The sequence below is a fragment of the Pseudomonas sp. NPDC096950 genome (genome assembly GCF_044762525.1).
Classification (GTDB): domain Bacteria; phylum Pseudomonadota; class Gammaproteobacteria; order Pseudomonadales; family Pseudomonadaceae; genus Aquipseudomonas.
The window spans coordinates 877,027-895,645 of sequence record NZ_JBIWEL010000001.1; the positions used below are offsets into that span (position 1 = coordinate 877,027).

The following is an 18,619-nucleotide window of genomic DNA, read 5'->3' on the forward strand; positions in this document are numbered from 1 at the left end:
CGATCTGACGCGGGGGCGAATGCCAGGCCCCGGGCCGGACAGCTGGACCATGGTCGGCAAGGCAAACGCCGTGCGGCCCCGCAAGGCTCGATCAACTGGCCCGGCACTTTGCTCAGCGGGCGTCCGCGATTGCATGAAGACCTGCTGTTTCATCTGCGCACCCGTTCAGCCCACGAGCTGTGGCTGGTGATCGTCGACGCTTCGGCCTCGACCCGACGGCATCAGGCGTTGAGCGATGCCAAGGGTTTATTGGCACAATTGTTCGATGATGCTTATCGGCAACGGGCGCGCCTGGCCTTGTTGACCGCCAGCGGCAATGCGCCAAAGTGGCAGGTGCAAGGCTTGAAGGCGTCCAGCGGTTTGCGCGCCTGGCTGGATGGCCTGGGCGCTGGGGGCGGTACGCCGATGTTGGCGGCGCTGCATGAGGCGGGGCAGTGGCTGTCCGCTCGGCAGAAGCGTTTTCCGGCGGAACAGCAGCGTTTGTTACTGGTGACCGATGGGCGGTTGAAGGCATGGCCGGGGTTGCCGGTGTTGGGATGTCCGGGTGTGTTGATTGATATCGAGCGCGGGCCGATTCGGCTTGGACGGGCCAGGGTGTTGGCGGGTGAGTTGCAGGCAGAGTATCGGCATATCGACGATCTGATTTCAGGCTGAGGGTTGTGTTGGCCGGGCTGGCCTCTTCGCGAGCAAGCCCACTCCCACAAGGGATTTGCGGTGTTTCAAATAATTGGGCGGCTGGCATACTGCATGGCTTCAGACCTGAAGCGCAGCCCCTATGACTTTCGATTCCCCGTTAAGCGCTTGGCAATATGCCGTTGAACAGAAGGGTTTCGTCCAGGACGAAGCCCAGGAACATGCCGTCTGGGCCCTGCAAAAGTGCCACGAAGCCTTGCACGAAGGGCACCAGTCGATCACGGGCGTTTACCTTTGGGGCCCGGTGGGTCGCGGCAAGACGTGGTTGATGGATCAATTCTACGAAAGCCTGCGGGTGCCGGCCCGGCGTCAGCATTTCCACCATTTCATGGGCTGGGTGCATCAGCGTTCGTTTCAACTGACCGGTACCGCCGACCCGTTGAAAGCCCTGGCCCGCGAATTGAGCCAGGAAGTCCGGGTGTTGTGTTTCGACGAACTGTTCGTCAACGACATTGGCGATGCGATCATTCTCGGCCGGCTGTTCCAGGTGATGTTCGAGGAAGGCGTGGTGGTGGTCAGCACCTCCAACCAGCCGCCGGATCAGCTGTATGCCGATGGCTTCAACCGCGACCGGTTTACGCCGGCCATTGAGGCGATCGAGCAGCATATGCAGGTGATCGCGGTGGATGGCGGGGAGGATCATCGCCTGCATCCCGGCACGGCGTTGCAACGGTATTGGGTGGAAGCACTCGATCAGCCCAGCGGCCTGGCCGAAGCGTTCAAGGCCCTGACCGCTGGCCAGTCGGTGTCCGCTGACCCGATCCAGGTCGGCTACCGCAGCGTCCACGTGGTGCAGGCCAGCGCCACGGTGCTCTGGTGTCGCTACGCCGACCTGTGCGAACAACCTTTCGCCGCCATGGACTTCATGGCCCTGTGCGACACCTTCAGCGCTATCCTGATGAGTGAAGTGCCCAACCTCAGCGCGCAAAAACGCGACGGGCGGATTGCCCGGGGCACGGAAGACGGGGTGGAACGGGTGGTGGCCGGCGACCGCGAGCTGCCGCAGTTGTCGGTGCATGACGATGGCGTGCGGCGCTTCATTGCGCTGGTGGACGAGTGCTACGACCGCAAGGTGCCGCTGTACCTCGAAGCCCGTGTGCCAATGGACGCCTTGTACACCGAGGGTTACCTGGAATTCCCGTTCCGCCGCACCCTCAGTCGTTTGCAGGAAATGCAATTGCAACGCTTTGCCGACGCTTGAGCACCAGGAGGAGCGACGATGAATCAGCCTCTGTCTCACCATTTGCTGACCATGGCCTACCAGAATGCCTGGGCCAACCACCGACTGGCCAAGGCCTGGGGTCAATTGAGCGCGTCGGAACTGACGGCGCTGCGGGTCAGTTTTTTCCCGAGCATCTGTGCGACCCTCAACCACATTCTGACCTGTGACTGGTTCTACGTGGACGCCCTGGAGCGGGAGTTGCGCGGTGATGTGGCGCATCCCGATTGCTACGTGTTTTTCAAGGATGAACAACCCTTCACTGATGCCGATGCCCTCAAGCACGAGCAGGCCAGCGTGGACCGGCGGCTGATCGCCTATTGCGAACAATTGCGTGACGCCGACCTCGGGCAGATCGTGACCATCGCCCGGGACACGCCGCAACACGACAGCCGGTTGCGCATGCTCTCCCATCTGTTCGAACACCAGATCCATCACCGCGGCCAGGTTCACGGCATGCTCAGTGGCACTTCGGTCAAACCGCCGCAGCTGGACGAGTTTTTCTGCGCCGGGGAGGCGGGTTTGCGGGCGACGGATTTTGCCGAGTTGGGCTGGACTGAAGAGTTGGTGTGGGGGCATTAAGATCAAAGGATCGCAGCCTTCGGCGACGTCCACAGGCGCGTAGGAGCTACCGAAGGCTGCGATCTTTTGATCTTGCCCCAGTTGTCCCCACATCACCATCACGCTAATGTCCGTGGCCAATTTGATGTGTGATCGAGGGTGGAAATGGAATCCGCGGAAATACTTGTGCTTCAAGCCAGCTACACCAACCCGGTGCATGCAGAGGCCATTTGCCTGGTGCTGAACCAGTACGCCGAAGACCCGATGGGTGGCGGCGAACCGCTGGATGCCGAGGTGTTGCGGCAACTGCCGGCGGAACTGGCCAAGCGCTCCTTTGCGTTCAGCGTGTTGGCTTTCGTCGGCGGCGAACCGGCGGGGCTGGTCAATTGCTTTGAAGGCTTTTCGACCTTCGCCTGCCGAACGCTGGTCAACGTGCACGATGTCTCGGTGGTGCCAACGTTTCGCGGCCTGGGGCTGAGCCAGAAGATGCTGCAAAAGGTCGAAGACATTGCCCGCCAGCGCGGTTGCTGCAAGATCACCCTCGAAGTCCTGGAAGGCAACGATGTCGCCCAGGCGTCCTATGCCAAGTTCGGTTTTGCCGCCGGCAGGTTTGATCCCGCCCATGGGCGCATGCTGTTCTGGACCAAGGCGCTGTAAATCCCGGGCATAAAAAAGGGCGTCCATCAGGACGCCCGAAGTGTCAGCTCTGACGACGGAGCAGGGGCCGCCAGAGGTCCATGGGTTCAGGGTCTGTAGGATTCAGTCACTTGCGCGGTTTGATCGTCCGGAACCCGGAGTTCACCGCTTGGACGCTGGTCGGTCTGGCTTTGCGCCGTGTGGACCGGAAAGTTGTCCCAGTGATACTTCATCCGCTCCGCGCCGCCTTCGGCAAACGCGCTGGCGGAACCGACAAGCAGCAGGCCGGCGAAGACCAAGTTGACTCGTTTCATGATGTATCTCCCACTAAGAATGACGGGGTGCCTTTCATCCGTGATTCAAGGGCGTGGGCGCAGTATCGGCAGAGCTCATTAAGCCGGGGTTAACCGGGATCAACCTGTGGGAGCGGGCTTGCTCGCGAAGGCGGAGTGTCAGGCAACATCAATGTTGAATGTTCTATCGCTTTCGCGAGCAAGCCCGCTCCCACAGGGGATCTTTGTTGTAAGTCAGTACTGCGTTCGGCGCAGATCCCTGTGAGAGTGAGCAAGCTCACTCCCTTGGTAGATCGCGGCTGTGGCTCAGAGTTTCCAGTCAAGGCTCAACGTCACCGTGCGTGGGTCACCCCAGAACACACCGTTGTAGAAGCCAACGTTGTCGTAATACTTCTTGTCGAACAGGTTATCCACGTTCAGCGAGGCGGACAGGTGCTTGTCGAACGCATAACGCGACATCAACTTGACCACGGTGTAGGCCCCTTGGCGGATCTTCGCGTTTTCGGTGATCAGATCACCCTGGGCGTCCCGTCCGATCGGGCGATTGGAATTGCCCCAGATATCACTCTGCCAGTTCACCGCGCCGCCCACGGTCAGCGCATGCCAGTCGCCGGGCAGGCGATAGGCCGTGGACAGCCGCAACATGTTCAGCGGTTCACTGGTGTTCGCACGCTGCTTATCGCCGTTGGCCGCGTGGGTGTAGGTGTAACCGGCGGTCATGTTCCAGTCGGTCATGACTTCGCCGGAGACTTCGACTTCGAAGCCCTGGACCTTTTGTCCCTTGCCCCCGGACTTATAGAACTGCTCACCGGTCAGCGGGTCTTGCGGCACCGAGTCGTCCAGCTCGGCGACGTTATCCTGCTTGCTCCAGAACACCGCTGTTGCGACGTTCAGGCGCTCTTCCAGCAAGCTGCCCTTGAGGCCCAGTTCATAGTTGCTGCCGACCACCGGTTCCAGGTATTTGTGGTTGGCGTCGCGATTATTCTGGGGTTTGAAGATGTCGGTGTAGCTGACGTAGACGGTGTACTCGTGCGTGAGGTCGTAGAGCAATCCGGCGTACGGCGTCCAGATATCGCTTTGTTGCTGGGGAGTGGTTTCGACGCCGGTCAGTTGCAGGCTTTTATCGTAGCTGTAGTTCTTTTTCGAGGTTTTCCAGCTGCCATAGCGGCTGCCGAGTACCGCATGAAAGCGGTCGGTCAGGCTCAGGCGCGTGGCCAGGTAGCCGGCCTTCTGGCGGGTGCTGTCCGAGTCGCCGGTGAGGCCGGTGACGGTGTCGGGAAACTTGGCGATGTCGCCCATGTATTTCCAGTCGGGAATGTTGCCGTAGCCCGCAGGAACGGCGCCGCCCACGGTGTAGGGCGATTCCGAGCTGCGTTCGGCTTCGCCATAACCAAACATCAGTTCATGCTCGCGCCCGAACAACGCATAAGGACCGGCGACGTTGATGTCATAGGTATTCATTTTCTGCGTGCCGAGCATGTGGCCACGGTAGGCGCTCATGCCGCTGCGATCGTCATTCGGGAAACCACCGCCGCCGTAGTAGACCTTGCCATCCGTATCGCTATCCCGGTGGGTATAGGCCGCCTTCAGGTGCCAACCGCCGCCCAATTGCTGGTCGAGGTTGGCGAAGGCGGTCTTGTCCTTCAGCGGCCAGGAACTCCACGACGTCGCCATGTGGGTGGAGCGCCCGAGGTTGGCCTTGCCGCCGGACGAATTCCAATAAGGCACCGTGCCCCAGGACGTGCCCTGGACCTGTTTGTCCTGATAGTCATAACCCACCGCCAGCAGCGTGTCGTCGGTGAGATCGGCTTCCAGCACGCCATAACCGACTTCCCGCTGCATCTTGTAATGATCGCGAAACGACTGGCTGTCGCGATAGGCCAGCACGCTGCGCCCGCGCAAACGCCCGTCGAACGCCAGCGGGCCGCCGACATCCACGTAGCTGTAGTAATCGTCATAACTGCCGCCGCTGACACCGGTCTGGGCCTGCCATTGCGCGGTCGGTCGCTTGCGCACCATGTTGATGGTGGCCGACGGGTCGCCGGCACCGGTGGTCAACCCGGTGGCGCCGCGAACCACTTCGATGCAGCCGTAGATGATGGTGTCGGAGTCGGACTTCATGCGCCCGAAGGTATTGAGCATCCCGTCAATCTGGAAGTTGTTGATCTCGTAGCCGCGAGACGAATAGCTCACCCGGTCAGAGTCGTTGTGCTGGACCACCACGCCGGTGGTCTGGCTCATGGCTTCGGAGAGGGTGCCGAGCTTGAAGTCGTCCATTTGCTGGCGAGTGACCACGGACACCGATTGTGGCGTTTCCTTGATCGACAGGTTCAGCCGCGTGGCGGTGCTCATGGCGCCGGTGGTGTAGGACTCGGTGTGTTCGGTGGTGCTGCCCAATCCTTCGGCGGTGACATTGGTGCTGGCGAGTTCCAGGGCGCTGGCGGCCGGGGTCTTGTCAGGATCGGTTTCGGCCAGCAAATCCGGGCTCAGGGCTGCACTGCACAGCCCAAGGGTCAAGGTCATGGAACGGGTGATAGGCGCAAACATCGCAGCCGACTCCTTGTCTTCGAGGGAAAAATTCCGTTTGCTCAAAGACGAAGGGGAGCGGAGGGATTTAGCGTTAAACGAGAATAATTGTCATCTCTGGATGTTTCAACGCGCAAAAAAAATGTGGGAGCGGGCTTGCTCGCGAAAGCAGTGGGTCAGTCAATATTGATATCGACTGATACGACGCCTTCGCGAGCAAGCCCGCTCCCACATGGGGGTATTGCGGTGTTACTGCTTGACCACCGATGGGACTTCCGTCACTGCAGCCTTGGGTTTCATCAGGCTGAAGTCGATCAGCGGACGTTGCTGGCGTTCGTACGGGTTGCCGATCATCAACGGTCGCGGCTTGAAGCTGTCGCTGACCAGGCTCTTGCTGCGGTCCAGTTCATCGAAACTCAGGCCGGCCAGGTCGGCCCAGGTGTGGATCAACTGCGAGCTGCTGTAAGGGCGGCTCAGGTCGGCGGCAAAGTTCCAGTCGTGGGTGTCACGCCATTTCGGCGAAGCCCAGGCCATGAATGGAATCGTGTACATCGGTGCCGTCGGTTTGTTCTCGTTTCGCCCCAGGGTGTTGTGGCCCGGGGAGTCGAAGACGTCTTCGCCGTGGTCGGAGAGGTACAGCAGGAAGCCGTTGGGATCGACCTTGGCGTAATCCTTGATCAGGCTCGACACCACGAAATCGTTGTACAGCACCGCGTTGTCGTAGCTGTTGTAAGTCGGCACTTCGGCGTCTTTTACGCCGGCCGGAACCCCGGTGCGGTCCTTGAACTTGTCGAACGTCGGCGGGTAACGGTACTGGTAGCTCATGTGCGTACCGAGCAGGTGGACGACGATCAACTTGTGCGCCGCCGGGTCACTCAGGGCCTTGTTGAACGGCTCGATCACGTCGCCATCGTACTGGGCGGCGTTCTGGTTGCGGTTGTTGTTCAGGTACACCTGCTCGTCGGCCTGTTCGGAGAACGTGGTGAGCATGGTGTTGCGCTTGGTCATGGTCTGCTGGTTGGTGATCCAGAAGGTCTTGTAGCCTGCCTGTTTCATCATGCTGACCAGCGACGGCGTCGTCAGGTACAGGTCCGGGTTCTCTTCGTCGGCGAAGGTCAGTACCTGTTGCAGCGCCTCGATGGTGTAGGGGCGCGGGGTGATGACGTTATTGAAGATCGCCAATTGATCCTTGAGCTTGTCCAGTTCCGGCGTGGTTTCGCGGTTGTATCCGTACAGGCTCATGCGCTGGCGGTTGGTAGACTCGCCAATCACCAGCACCAGGGTCGAAGGTTGGTCGGCCATGGTGTTCTTGAGGTTTTTCAGCGGTGCGATCTTGCTCGCACTGTCGAGCATGTCTTGCATGCCGGCCAGGGTGTCGAGGTAACGGTGATACGCCACGGCCATCTGCCATGGCACCGCCGGCTCGATGCGGGTTTCGAACTTCTCGAAACCGCCGGCCAGGCTGCCGGTGCGCGCGGTTTGCTTGATCAGCGGATAACCGACCACCGCCACCAGGATCGCAGTCGCCGCCACCAGCGCGCGTCCACGGGGCATGTACACCGGGCGCAAGCGGGTCCACAGGAAATAGGCGAACGCGGTGTGCGCGAGGAACGCCAGCACCATCCACCAGGCAAAGTACTGGGTCATGTACTCGCCGGCTTCAGAGATGTTCGACTCGAACATGATGAAGATGACGCTCTGGGAAAACTCCTGCTGATAGATGAAGAAGTAGCCCAGGCTGGCCATCGAGCAAGCCCATAGCACCACGCCGATCAGCGCGGCCATCAGGCGGGTGCGCTTGGGGAACAGCAGCATCGGCGCCAGCCACACGGCACTCATCACAAACGCCTGGCGAAACCCGGTGAAACCGGACGTGCCGGTCAGCTGGATCAGCAGTTGGGTAATGCCGGAGAAGTACCAGAAGAAGACAAACAGCCAGATGAACCCGGCCCAATCGAAACCTGTCGCAGACGTTTTGCTGCGTTTGAGCAATGCCATTAAGTACGTACTCCCACCGGCGTCATGGAGTCGCCGGCGTCATAAAACGAACCTACGAGAAACCGCTGCACGAGAACCGGACAGCCACAAGGATCGGGAGTATCGCTAGACGAATGTGAAAACTTTGTGAGTTTCGTTCAGGAATGCGACAGGAAGGGGCAGCGCCAATGGCTTTTCATGTGGGAGCGGGCTTGCTCGCGAAAGCGGTGTGTCAGTTACACAGAGGCTGACTGACAGGACGCCTTCGCGAGCAAGCCCGCTCCCACAGGGGATGGTGGGGTACTGAAAGGGGGATCAGGCGCTCAGCGAGGGCATCGGCTGCCCGGACAATTGAGCCTGTTGCTGCAACAATTGCCTGAGCTGGGCCACCTGGGTCTTCAAGGTGTCACGCTCGTCTTTCAATTGGCGCAGTTCATCACGACGGATCGTGACGTAGAGAGTTTGTGGGGGACGTGCGGTAACGATTGTGTCCATTGCTCACCTCGCAAATGGCCTGCATCAACTGTGATTGTGTCGTTCTTGCGAGCGACATAAACACTATCGGCACCGATTTTGATTTCTTTTGCCCATGAATGGAACTTTTTTATTTTTCATGGTCGGTGTGTCTTCGGCACGATTCCCGACGTTATCAGTCTGGATCGGGCACAATGCCCGGAAACTTCATCCCAATGCTCTGGACTAACCCTCATTGGTCGCGTTGGGCTATAACCTTTGACACACATTATTAGCAGTAAGGAGCATCAGCACATGCAATTCGGGATTATTGGACTGGGCCGCATGGGCGGTAATATTGCGCGGCGCCTGATGCTCAACGGGCATACCACCGTTGTTTACGACCGCAATACCGCCTTCGTCGAGAACCTGGCCAAAGAAGGCTCCACCGGCGTTGCCGACCTGCCGGCGCTGGTCGCGGGCCTGGCCAAGCCGCGTGCGATCTGGGTGATGCTGCCGGCCGGCGCGCCGACCGAAGACACCATCGACACCCTGAGCAACCTGCTCGAAGCCGGCGACACCATCATCGACGGCGGCAACACCTTCTATAAAGATGACATCCGCCGTGCCAAGACCTTGTCGGAAAAAGGCCTGCACTACATTGACGTCGGCACGTCCGGCGGCGTCTGGGGCCTGGAACGCGGTTACTGCATGATGATCGGCGGCGACGCCGAGACCGTCACGCGCCTCGATCCGTTGTTCGAAAGCCTGGCGCCGGGACTGGGTGACATCCCGCGCACCAAGGACCGCAAGTCCGACGACGACCGTGCCGAGCGCGGCTACATCCACGCCGGCCCTGCGGGTTCCGGGCATTTCGTGAAGATGATCCACAACGGCATCGAATACGGAATGATGCAGGCCTTCGCGGAAGGCTTTGACATCCTCAAGACCAAATCCAGCGAAAACCTGCCGGAAGACCAGCGCTTCGACCTGAATGTCGCCGACATCGCCGAAGTCTGGCGTCGTGGCAGCGTCGTCTCGTCCTGGCTGCTCGACCTGACCGCCGACGCCCTGGCCAGCGATCCGAAACTCGACGGCTACTCCGGTTCGGTGGCTGACAGCGGTGAAGGCCGCTGGACCATCGAAGCTGCCATGGAGCAATCGGTGCCGGTTCCGGTGCTGTCGAACTCGCTGTTCTCCCGCTACCGTTCCCGCGGCCAAGGCACTTTTGGCGACAAAATTCTCTCGGCCCAGCGCTTCGGCTTCGGCGGCCACGTGGAGACATCGAAAAAATGAGTAATACGATCCGCAGGAAATCCAAGGCAGAACCCGCACCACCGACCACGCTGTTCCTGTTCGGTGCCCATGGTGATCTGGTCAAGCGTCTGTTGATGCCGGCCCTGTACAACCTCAGTCGCGACGGCCTGCTTGGCAATGGACTGCGGATCATCGGCGTTGACCACAACGCCATCAGCGATGAAGCCTTCGCGCAAAAGCTCGAAGACTTCATTCGCACCGAAGCGGCCGCCAAGGTCGGCAAGGGCGATGAAGCCCTTGATCCGGCCTTGTGGGCCAAACTGGCCAAAGGCATCAGCTACGTTCAGGGCGATTTCCTGGACGACAGCACTTATCAAGCCCTGGCGGCTAAAATCGCCGACAGCGGCACCGGCAATGCGGTGTTCTACCTGGCTACCGCGCCACGTTTCTTCAGTGAAGTGGTGCGCCGCCTCGGCAGCGCCGGTTTGCTCGAAGAAACCCCGGAAGCGTTCAGAAGGGTGGTGATCGAAAAACCGTTCGGTTCCGACCTGCAAACCGCCGAAGCCTTGAACGCCTGCTTGCTCAAGGTCATGTCGGAAAAGCAGATCTACCGGATCGATCACTATCTGGGCAAGGAAACCGTGCTGAACATTCTGGTCAGCCGGTTCTCCAACAGCCTGTTCGAAGCGTTCTGGAACAACCATTACATCGACCACGTACAGATCACCGCCGCCGAAACCGTCGGCGTGGAAACCCGTGGCAGTTTTTACGAACACACCGGCGCCTTGCGGGACATGGTGCCCAATCACCTGTTCCAGTTGCTGGCGATGGTGGCCATGGAACCACCGGCTGCGTTTGGCGCCGATGCGGTACGTGGCGAGAAAGCCAAGGTGGTCGGCGCAATCCGCCCTTGGTCCGTCGAAGAGGCGCGGGCCAACTCGGTGCGTGGCCAATATGCCGCTGGCGACGTCGACGGCAAGCCGTTGGCCGGTTACCGTCAGGAAGGCAACGTGGCGCCGGACAGCAACACTGAAACCTACGTCGCGCTGAAAGTCATGATCGACAACTGGCGCTGGGTCGGCGTGCCGTTCTACCTGCGCACCGGCAAGCGCATGAGCGTGCGCGACACCGAGATCGTCATCTGCTTCAAGCCTGCGCCGTACGCGCAGTTCCGCGACACCGAAGTTGATGAGTTGCAGCCGACCTATTTGCGGATCCAGATCCAGCCGAACGAAGGCATGTGGTTCGACCTGCTGGCCAAGCGGCCGGGGCCGGCGCTGAAGATGGCCAACATCGAGCTGGGGTTCGCCTACAAGGACTTCTTCGAGATGCAGCCGTCCACCGGCTACGAAACCCTGATCTACGATTGCCTGACCGGCGACCAGACGCTGTTCCAGCGCGCCGACAACATCGAGAACGGCTGGCGCGCCGTGCAGCCGTTCCTCGACGCCTGGCAGCAGGACGCGAGCGTGCAGAGCTACCCGGCGGGTGAGGACGGCCCACAAGCCGCAGAAGACCTGCTGGCCCGTGACGGTCGCGTCTGGCACAGCCTCGGATGAGTGATACGGCGAAACATCCCATCCGATTTCTGCTCAGCGACATGGACGGCACCTTGCTGTTGCCCGATCACAGCCTCAGCCAGCGCACCATCGAAGCAGTGCGTGCATTGCGCGAGGCCGGGGTTTTCTTCAGCCTGGCCACTGGCCGGCCGCCGAAAGCCATGTTGCAGCAGATCGAAGCCCTGGGCGTCGATCTGCCGACTGCGGCGTTCAATGGCGGCACCATCGTTAACCCGGACGGCAGTTTGTTGGTCGCGCATTACTTGCCGGCCACTGCAGCATTGACCGCACTGGCGCTGTTTGCCGACCGGCCGGACATCGAAATCTGGGTGTTCAGCGGTGGCGATTGGCTGCTGAAAGATCCGAACGGGCCGATGGTGCCTCGCGAACAGCACGGCCTGGGTTATCCACCGGTGGTGGTCGAGAGTTTTGAGCCGTACCTGGAACGCATCGACAAGATCGTCGCCACCAGCAACAACGCTGACTTGTTGATTGAGCTGGAAGCGCTGTTGTTGCCCAAGGTCGAAGGTCAGGCTCAGGTGTCCCGTTCTCAGCCGATCTATCTGGACGTGACCGCGATGCAAGCCAACAAGGGCGCGGCGCTGGCGACACTGGCCGAGTTCCTCGGCGTGCCTTTGGAGCAAACCGCTGCACTGGGCGACGGCGGCAATGACCCGGCAATGTTCCATCGCGCCGGGTTATCGATTGCCATGGGTCAGGCGGAAGAGGCGGTGAAGCGCCAGGCGGATGTGGTCACCGGTGCCAACACCGAAGACGGCGCGGCGCAAGCGATCGAGCAATACATCCTCCCTCGCTGATTCACCCAGACCCCTGTGGGAGCGGGCTTGCTCGCGAAGGCGGTGTATCAGTCGACATCAATATCAACTGACACACAGCCTTCGCGAGCAAGCCCGCTCTCACATTATTGGGCCGTTGGTTAATCGCAGGGCTAGCCCAGATAGCGCGCCACGACCGCCCGGTAATTGCCGTCCAGTGAGTAGCCGCCAACGACGATCCGGCCGTTGTCCTGCACGGCCAGGGAAGTGGCCGTGTCCAGGCTGCGGCCCAAGCGGGTACGAACCCAGCCGATGCCATTGGCAAAGCTGCGGTCCAGCTGCCCTTGCGGCAGATAGCGGGCCAGGATGAAATCGGCTTCGACCCCGCCAATCGTGGCGCCGACGGCCAGGATGCCGCCATCCGGCTGAACCTGGGCGGCGGTCCATTGACTGCCGCTGTGGCCGATTTCCAGGCGTTGCGGCTGACCGCCGTTGCAATGCTTATCCGGGCGGCCGTTACTGTGCAGTTTCAGCGACAGGCAATGCATCGGGTCGCGGCTGCTGCCAAAACAGTGCAGGTCGCCGTTGTCTTGCTGGACGATCTGGCTGATCTGGGCGCTGCGGCCCTGCGCCGTGAAGGTCATGAAACCATCCACGGCAAAGCTTTCGTCCAGCCGACCATCGGCGTGATAACGCGCAAGCAAACCTTGCGCAGGAAAATTGATCGAGCCACCCGCCAGGATTCGCCCGTCCCGTTGCACCATCAGGCTGCCGAGCCATGTGTTCATCAGCAGATGTCGGACCAGCACGAAACCACGCCCGTTGAACTCATTGTCCAGAGCGCCGTCGGCACTCAGGCGGATCAGCAGGCCGACGTGATCGGCGAGTTCGAAATGATGATTGGCCAGCAGCAGGATTCGACCATCCGCCTGCACGGCTATATCGCAGGCTTCGGCGCCCGGCACGCCCGGCGGTAGCCAGTCGTCGCGCAAGCCTTGGGACAGGTCTCCGGGGAGCCGTACCACCTGGCGGCCGTTGTCGCCAAAGCGGCGAACCGGTTGACCATGGGGATCGAACAGCGCCAGGGCGGGCAGAGTGCGATGGGCGCTTTCATAGTGCAGGCCGGCCAGCAGAATATCGCCGCTGGGCAGGACGTGCACATTGCTGGCCATGGCTTCGAAGCCCAAGGCGAATTGGCCGATCAGGCTGCCCTGATTGCCAAAGCTCAGGTCTGCCGAGCCGTCTTCCAGCAGGCGGGCCAGACCATAGCGACTACCGCCGTGGGTGCCGACTTTGGCCGCGACCAACAAACGGCCTTGTGGGTCGATGGCGACACCGTTGGCCATGCTTGAGGAACTGCCGGCGAAATAGACTTGAGTCTTGCCGGCGGCGGCAAATTCCGGATCAAGGTGCCCGGCTGAATATACCGTGGCGGGGCGGGCGAAAGCGGTCTGGGTTGGCATGCACGCATCTCCTTGCCAGTCGCCCTCATCCCGGTAGCCGGGAGGGTGACTGCGCGTGCGAAACATTCAATCCCTGAATGCCTGGACGCACAACTGTCATAACTAACAGGCGGAGGGTCGCTTTGTGCCAGAACAGTGTCTTTTGGAACCATAAAGCAAAAGATCGCAGCGTTCGGCAGCGTCTACAGGAAACGTATATTCCAATGTAGGCGCTGCCGAAGGCTGCGATCTTTTGATCTTTAATTAATGAGGCATGGACCACGATTGCAATGTGTAGCCATCTTCGCTGAGTGCAGCGCGGGCCTGTTCCAGCAGATGTTCAAGTTGTACCGGATCGGAATAAGCGCTGCTCGGGATCTGCGCGCGGCCGATGCGGGTATTGGTGCGGTCGATCACGCTCAGGCAGAGTTCGCCGTTGCCGTCTTGTGGGGCCCAGGCGACGCATTGAAATGGCTTGAACGCGCGGTCGGCAATCAAAAGAGCTTCGTTGATACGGAGCGGGGCGGTCATGGGATCTTCTCTCTATATGCCCAATCAAGTGATGTGCCGTCGGTTGGGCTTACCGTTCGGCTGGTTACTTGTACTGATGCCCTCAATAGGGGGTTGGGTCACACACAATCCAAAGAAAATTCAACTTTCTTTCATATACTCAATATTCAGGCAGTTTTTGAAAGCTGGGTGAAAGCTTCAGTCGTTAGGTAACTAACAAACTGCCTTCTTATAACTAATTACTTAAGACTCCTATAATCAAACGATACAAGGTCACGTCAAATTCTTGCTAATGTTACAGCCAGGTCCGCCAAATGACTGTTTTTAATAATATTTCCTTAAATTTGGCGCCAAGGAACAGTCATGATCGAAGCGCCTGCCTTACGACGTCTGTTAGTGGTTGATCCTTGCGACGATTGCCATCGTCTTTTGCCGGGTTTGCGCTCTGTAGGATGGGATGTTGACAGCTGTACGCTGGAAAACGCCGCTGATCGAACTTGTGATGTCGGCCTCTTGCGATTGCAGCCGTTTCACCTGGAACGCCCCGAAGCCGTCAAAGAATTGATCAGCCGCAGCGGCACCGAATGGATTGCCGTGCTCAACCAGGAAGTCCTGCGCCTGCAAAACGTCGGGGACTTTGTGTGCGAATGGTTTTTTGACTTCCATACCTTGCCGTTCGATGTGTCCCGGGTCCAGGTGACCCTCGGGCGCGCATTCGGCATGGCGCGCCTGCGCGGGCAGGGCACGATTCATATCGATCAGCCTGAACATGAGTTGCTGGGTGACAGCAAGCCGATCCGCGAACTGCGCAAGCTTTTGAGCAAACTGGCGCCCACCGAGTCGCCGGTATTGATCCGCGGCGAAAGCGGCACGGGCAAAGAGTTGGTCGCCCGCACCCTGCACCGGCAATCCCAGCGTCACAGCAAACCCTTTGTGGCGATCAACTGTGGGGCGATTCCCGAGCACCTGATCCAGTCCGAACTGTTTGGCCACGAAAAAGGCGCCTTCACCGGCGCGCATCAACGCAAGATCGGGCGGATCGAAGCCGCGAATGGCGGCACACTGTTTCTCGATGAGATCGGCGACTTGCCGCTGGAACTGCAAGCCAATCTGCTGCGCTTCCTCCAGGAAAAACACATCGAGCATGTCGGCGGCAGTACGCCGATTCCGGTGGATGTGCGGGTACTGGCGGCAACTCACGTCGACCTTGAAGCGGCCATCGAGAAGAAACGCTTTCGCGAAGATTTGTACTACCGCCTCAACGTGCTGCAAGTGGTCACCGCGCCGCTGCGTGAACGCCACGGTGATTTATCGATGCTGGCCAACCACTTTTCCCATTTCTATAGCCATGAAACTGGTCGCCGTCCGCGCAGCTTCAGCGAAGACGCGCTGATCGCCATGGGCAAGCATGACTGGCCGGGTAATGTTCGCGAGTTGGCCAACCGGGTACGTCGCGGGTTAGTGCTGGCTGAAGGGCGCCAGATCGAAGCGCGAGACCTGGGGCTGATCAGCCAGCAGACCATTGTCGCGCCGATGGGTACCTTGGAAGACTACAAGACCCGGGCTGAACGCCAGGCTTTGTGCGATGTGCTCAACCGTCACAGCGACAATCTGAGCATTGCCGCCAAGGTGCTGGGGATATCCAGGCCTACTTTCTACCGTTTGTTGCACAAGCATCAGATACGTTAACGCAAGATCAACAGATCGCAGCCTTCGGCAGCTCCTACAGGTTCGCGCGAATCCCTTGTAGGAGCTGTCGAGTGAAACGAGGCTGCGATCTTTTCCCCGAACCCCACAAACAAAAGCCCCGCCAGGATTGAAGTCCTGGCGGGGCTTTGCCGTTGTTGTGGATCAGAAGTAGTACGGGAATTTCAGGCTGAAGGAGAAATCTGGCGAGTCCTCGGTCAGGCCAATGGCCAGGTTAGGCACGATCGTCAGGTTATCCGTAGCCGCCAGGGTCATGCCGATGTTGAAGTTGGCCGAGTTGTAATCGCTGTTTGAAATCGATTGCCAATCGCCACCGTCCGGCTTGATCTTGCTCTTGCGGGCGAACTGATCGGTGAACGAGAACGACATACTCATCTTCTCGTTCAAGGCGAACGCGATACCGGCGCCGACCTGCCAGGAATCACCCAGTTTCACGTCCCCTTTAACCTTGGAACCGACTTGAGGGCTGATATCGCTGAAAGAGTCCTGCATGTTGTAGGTGTAGGACAACGTGCCGAACAGCACGGCCGGGTCGAAGGTCTTGACCAGCGAGATCCCCGGAGTGATCGCCCAGACACCGTTGCCGGTAGGCAAGTCTTCGGGTACCGAAAGGTTATCGTTGGTCGGGTCACTGACCAGCTTGATGCCGTAAGGGTCCTTGCCGGTCGGTGCCTTGACGCGCAATGTGGCAACCGCGTCGGGCCAGTTGGCCGACTCATCCAGAAACTTGTAAGCCACGCCGACGTTCACATCGCCGATGGTCGGATCCCGTGTAACGGTTGCGTCCGACGTCACCGGGCCAGCGCCACCCGCGCCACCGGAGGAATACGTCGATTCGCGATAGACAATCGGGACGTTAATGTCGAACTGCCAGCGTTGCGCCACGTTGTAGCGTGCGGTCAGGTCCAGGGTCCAGTTGTCGGCCTTGATGCGGTCGAGGTTGATGTTGCCGAGAAAGATCGAGTCCAGTGCCAGGAAGCCGTTGAGCGTTAATGCCCGGGTATCGTAGTGCGTGTAGGTCACGCCGGTTTCGAGGCTGAACTTGCCGCCACCGAAGAACCCGCTGGCTTCGTCATACAGGTTGGAAACGCTTTGCGCCGGCTCCGAATCATCCTTGAGCGATTGGCCGTAGGAACTGCCAGTGGTTCCAGGCGCACCGGCGGCCACCGTCTGGCCCTTGACCGGCTCGGCCGGGGATTTGGTCAGGCGTTTGGGAGCCGGTGTCGCAGGGGCTTGTTCGACTTGGCGAACGCGCTGCTCAAGTACCATCAGAGCGTTCTGTTGTGCTTCGTAACGCTGTTTCAACTCCGTGAGTTCTTGTTTTAGTGCTTCGACCTGAGGATCCGGTGCTGCGTACAGCAGTGTCGCCGGGGTCAGGCTACTCAAACAGACGATAGCTCTGAACGTTAACGATCGGTGCATGGGTTAGCCGTCCCTTCTGATTAAATCCGATGAGACTGAGCGTAGATCAGAATCCGATAGTGCGAAGACCTTTGAGCTGGTCCAGATTGCCGCTCACGGACCCGGTTGTCGGTACGTTGTCACGCAGTACGACATTGAGGGAGGTGAGGTTGCGCACCTGGTTGCTGCTGCCAAGCAAAGTCGTGTTCTGCATCAGTCCACCCTGGGCCAGGCGTTGCATGGTGCTGCCCTGGTTGTTGTTAGCCACGATGTTGAGTTGCACTCCCGTATTGGTTGAAGAAACGCTGAGCGAGCCAGCATCATTGTTACCGACCAGCGTCGTGCCCGCAGTCAATGCCTGGCCCTGCGGTTGCGTAGCAGGGGCCTGGTCGACCTGGCTGGCTTTTGCGACGTTGATATCAACGTTGTTGTAGGCGGTGTTGTTGTCGCCGGCAGCCCGCACCACTTGAGTGACGCCTTCGGTGCTGTTGAGGCCGTTGCCGCCAGTGACAGTGCCTGTACCGGTGGCCGGGATGGCGTTGGAGCTTTGCGAGTTCGCTGAGCTCCCAGGTTTTTCGTCGATCATCGACACATAGAACTGCGGCTTGACGGTGTTTTGCTGAATTTGCATCGCGGAGGTCGCCCCGATCAGCGCACCGTTGGCATTCTGCCAAGTAGTGGTCATGACAACGCCAAAACTGACGATCCGTCCCGGCATGACAAACCGGCCTCGCAGGGTCGCCAATTCCTGATCCCTCAGTTCAATGGGTTTGAATATTTCTGCCTGGGTGGGCAGGCTGGCGGCCAAGCAAACCACAGCCAGCCAGGTTGAAGTTTTCATGGGATGCTCCCGGAGCTTCGTGCTCCCTTGTTATTAGAAGAAGTCGCTTTGGATGAATCCGAAATCCATCAACTCTGCGTCTTGCACCGGGCTGAATGCGTTGATGCGGTTCTTGGCGGTCAGTGGCATGGGAGGTTCGAGCAAAGCGTTGTTTTTGTCGTAGCCCTGGCCGATGACGGCAAAGATGATGCCGTTCCAGCCTTTGACAAAGTCGTCGACGGTGAAACGCTTGTGACCGAGTACCGGATCGCCGATATAGACCCAGCCCTTGTGGACCCTTTGCAACACCACAAAATGTTTGTAGCCACGGATGTCCATGAGGACCACGACCGGAATCTTGATTTCACTCAAGGTTTCCGTCGCTACCCGGTAGCCACGGGCCCGCATGCCGATACTTTCCACGTAATGCTTCATGTCGAGCATGGAGAAGCCCTGGACGCGGACAAGGTTTTGATCCGAGTGGGCCAGCATGCCTTCGATGATCTGATTTTCACTCACGTCCAGCCAATAGGCCTGGCGCAAGATGGTTGCCAGCGCAGCGGCGCCGCAACTGAAGTCGGTTTTCTGTTGCACCAGGTCGGCAAATTTACGTTCGCGTACGCTCTGGATCGGCTTGTACACCACTGCACCGCCCGGCAGGACGGCAAGCGGCATTTGTGCAGCCTCGATCACACTGGCCACGCAAAGCAAAATTGCCAAGGCGATAATGCGCATGGTGGGACGCCTTCTGGTTGTTGAAGAAAAGGCCCCCGTGAGGGGGCCCCAGAG

Annotated in this window: 17 protein-coding genes; 8 read left to right on the forward strand and 9 right to left on the reverse strand. The window is 59.6% G+C overall.

Annotated elements, in window-relative coordinates; genetic code table 11:
- Positions 1 to 42: 42 nt before the first annotated feature.
- The 4 genes from ACIQY3_RS04170 (at position 43) to ACIQY3_RS04185 (ending at position 3,130) form a co-directional block, all read left to right on the forward strand.
- A complete protein-coding gene (locus ACIQY3_RS04170; RefSeq protein ID WP_403017658.1) occupies positions 43 to 654 on the forward strand; it encodes a VWA domain-containing protein in 612 nt (203 codons plus the stop codon).
- 121 nt (positions 655 to 775) lie between these two features.
- Positions 776 to 1,894 (forward strand): cell division protein ZapE, encoded by a 1,119-nt coding sequence (gene zapE, locus ACIQY3_RS04175; protein ID WP_403017532.1) that lies wholly within the window; start codon positions 776 to 778, stop codon positions 1,892 to 1,894.
- 18 nt (positions 1,895 to 1,912) lie between these two features.
- The gene (locus ACIQY3_RS04180; protein WP_403017534.1) at positions 1,913 to 2,494 is read left to right on the forward strand and encodes a DinB family protein; all 582 of its coding nucleotides are present in this window, start codon (positions 1,913 to 1,915) and stop codon (positions 2,492 to 2,494) included.
- A 144-nt stretch (positions 2,495 to 2,638) separates the two neighbouring features.
- Positions 2,639 to 3,130, forward strand: coding sequence for a GNAT family N-acetyltransferase (locus ACIQY3_RS04185; protein ID WP_403017537.1), 492 nt, complete (start codon positions 2,639 to 2,641; stop codon positions 3,128 to 3,130).
- An 86-nt stretch (positions 3,131 to 3,216) separates the two neighbouring features.
- Here ACIQY3_RS04185 and ACIQY3_RS04190 read toward each other — a convergent pair whose 3' ends face one another.
- The 4 genes from ACIQY3_RS04190 to ACIQY3_RS04205 all read right to left on the reverse strand — a co-directional run bounded on the left by ACIQY3_RS04190 (position 3,217) and on the right by ACIQY3_RS04205 (position 8,400).
- Positions 3,217 to 3,423 carry a hypothetical protein gene (locus ACIQY3_RS04190; RefSeq protein ID WP_403017539.1) on the reverse strand — a complete coding sequence of 69 codons (207 nt, stop codon included), beginning with the start codon at positions 3,421 to 3,423 and terminating at the stop codon, positions 3,217 to 3,219.
- Positions 3,424 to 3,708: 285 nt separating this feature from the next.
- The gene (locus tag ACIQY3_RS04195; protein ID WP_403017542.1) at positions 3,709 to 5,949 is read right to left on the reverse strand and encodes a TonB-dependent siderophore receptor; all 2,241 of its coding nucleotides are present in this window, start codon (positions 5,947 to 5,949) and stop codon (positions 3,709 to 3,711) included.
- 228 nt (positions 5,950 to 6,177) lie between these two features.
- Positions 6,178 to 7,926 (reverse strand): phosphoethanolamine transferase CptA, encoded by a 1,749-nt coding sequence (locus tag ACIQY3_RS04200; protein WP_403017544.1) that lies wholly within the window; start codon positions 7,924 to 7,926, stop codon positions 6,178 to 6,180.
- Positions 7,927 to 8,220: 294 nt separating this feature from the next.
- A complete protein-coding gene (locus ACIQY3_RS04205) occupies positions 8,221 to 8,400 on the reverse strand; it encodes a DUF6026 family protein (RefSeq protein ID WP_054614859.1) in 180 nt (59 codons plus the stop codon).
- 273 nt (positions 8,401 to 8,673) lie between these two features.
- On the opposite strand from ACIQY3_RS04205, the gene gnd reads away from it, so the two are divergent.
- From gnd to ACIQY3_RS04220, 3 genes are read left to right on the forward strand one after another with little or no spacing between them, the layout of a single operon-like run.
- The gene (gene gnd, locus ACIQY3_RS04210; RefSeq protein WP_403017546.1) at positions 8,674 to 9,654 is read left to right on the forward strand and encodes a phosphogluconate dehydrogenase (NAD(+)-dependent, decarboxylating); all 981 of its coding nucleotides are present in this window, start codon (positions 8,674 to 8,676) and stop codon (positions 9,652 to 9,654) included.
- Positions 9,651 to 11,174 (forward strand): glucose-6-phosphate dehydrogenase, encoded by a 1,524-nt coding sequence (gene zwf / locus ACIQY3_RS04215; RefSeq protein ID WP_403017548.1) that lies wholly within the window; start codon positions 9,651 to 9,653, stop codon positions 11,172 to 11,174. Before gnd ends, zwf begins: the two co-directional genes overlap by 4 nt.
- A complete protein-coding gene (locus ACIQY3_RS04220; RefSeq protein ID WP_403017550.1) occupies positions 11,171 to 11,992 on the forward strand; it encodes an HAD family hydrolase in 822 nt (273 codons plus the stop codon). Before zwf ends, ACIQY3_RS04220 begins: the two co-directional genes overlap by 4 nt.
- 131 nt (positions 11,993 to 12,123) lie before the next feature.
- On the opposite strand, the gene ACIQY3_RS04225 is transcribed toward ACIQY3_RS04220, so the two are convergent.
- Positions 12,124 to 13,413, reverse strand: coding sequence for a hypothetical protein (locus tag ACIQY3_RS04225; RefSeq protein WP_403017552.1), 1,290 nt, complete (start codon positions 13,411 to 13,413; stop codon positions 12,124 to 12,126).
- 243 nt (positions 13,414 to 13,656) lie between these two features.
- Positions 13,657 to 13,923, reverse strand: coding sequence for a hypothetical protein (locus ACIQY3_RS04230; RefSeq protein ID WP_054046315.1), 267 nt, complete (start codon positions 13,921 to 13,923; stop codon positions 13,657 to 13,659).
- A 342-nt stretch (positions 13,924 to 14,265) separates the two neighbouring features.
- On the opposite strand from ACIQY3_RS04230, the gene ACIQY3_RS04235 reads away from it, so the two are divergent.
- Positions 14,266 to 15,591 carry a sigma 54-interacting transcriptional regulator gene (locus ACIQY3_RS04235; protein ID WP_403017555.1) on the forward strand — a complete coding sequence of 442 codons (1,326 nt, stop codon included), beginning with the start codon at positions 14,266 to 14,268 and terminating at the stop codon, positions 15,589 to 15,591.
- 162 nt (positions 15,592 to 15,753) lie between these two features.
- Here the strand turns inward: ACIQY3_RS04235 and ACIQY3_RS04240 are convergent, their stop codons facing one another.
- Genes ACIQY3_RS04240 through ACIQY3_RS04250 form a run of 3 tightly spaced genes read right to left on the reverse strand, consistent with a single transcriptional unit; the run spans position 15,754 to position 18,565 of the window.
- Complete coding sequence (locus ACIQY3_RS04240; RefSeq protein WP_403017557.1) at positions 15,754 to 17,031, reverse strand: hypothetical protein; 1,278 nt, start codon at positions 17,029 to 17,031, stop codon at positions 15,754 to 15,756.
- Between the two features lie 46 nt (positions 17,032 to 17,077).
- The gene (locus ACIQY3_RS04245) at positions 17,078 to 17,851 is read right to left on the reverse strand and encodes a hypothetical protein (RefSeq protein WP_403017560.1); all 774 of its coding nucleotides are present in this window, start codon (positions 17,849 to 17,851) and stop codon (positions 17,078 to 17,080) included.
- 33 nt (positions 17,852 to 17,884) lie between these two features.
- Complete coding sequence (locus ACIQY3_RS04250; RefSeq protein ID WP_403017563.1) at positions 17,885 to 18,565, reverse strand: C39 family peptidase; 681 nt, start codon at positions 18,563 to 18,565, stop codon at positions 17,885 to 17,887.
- Positions 18,566 to 18,619: the final 54 nt, after the last annotated feature.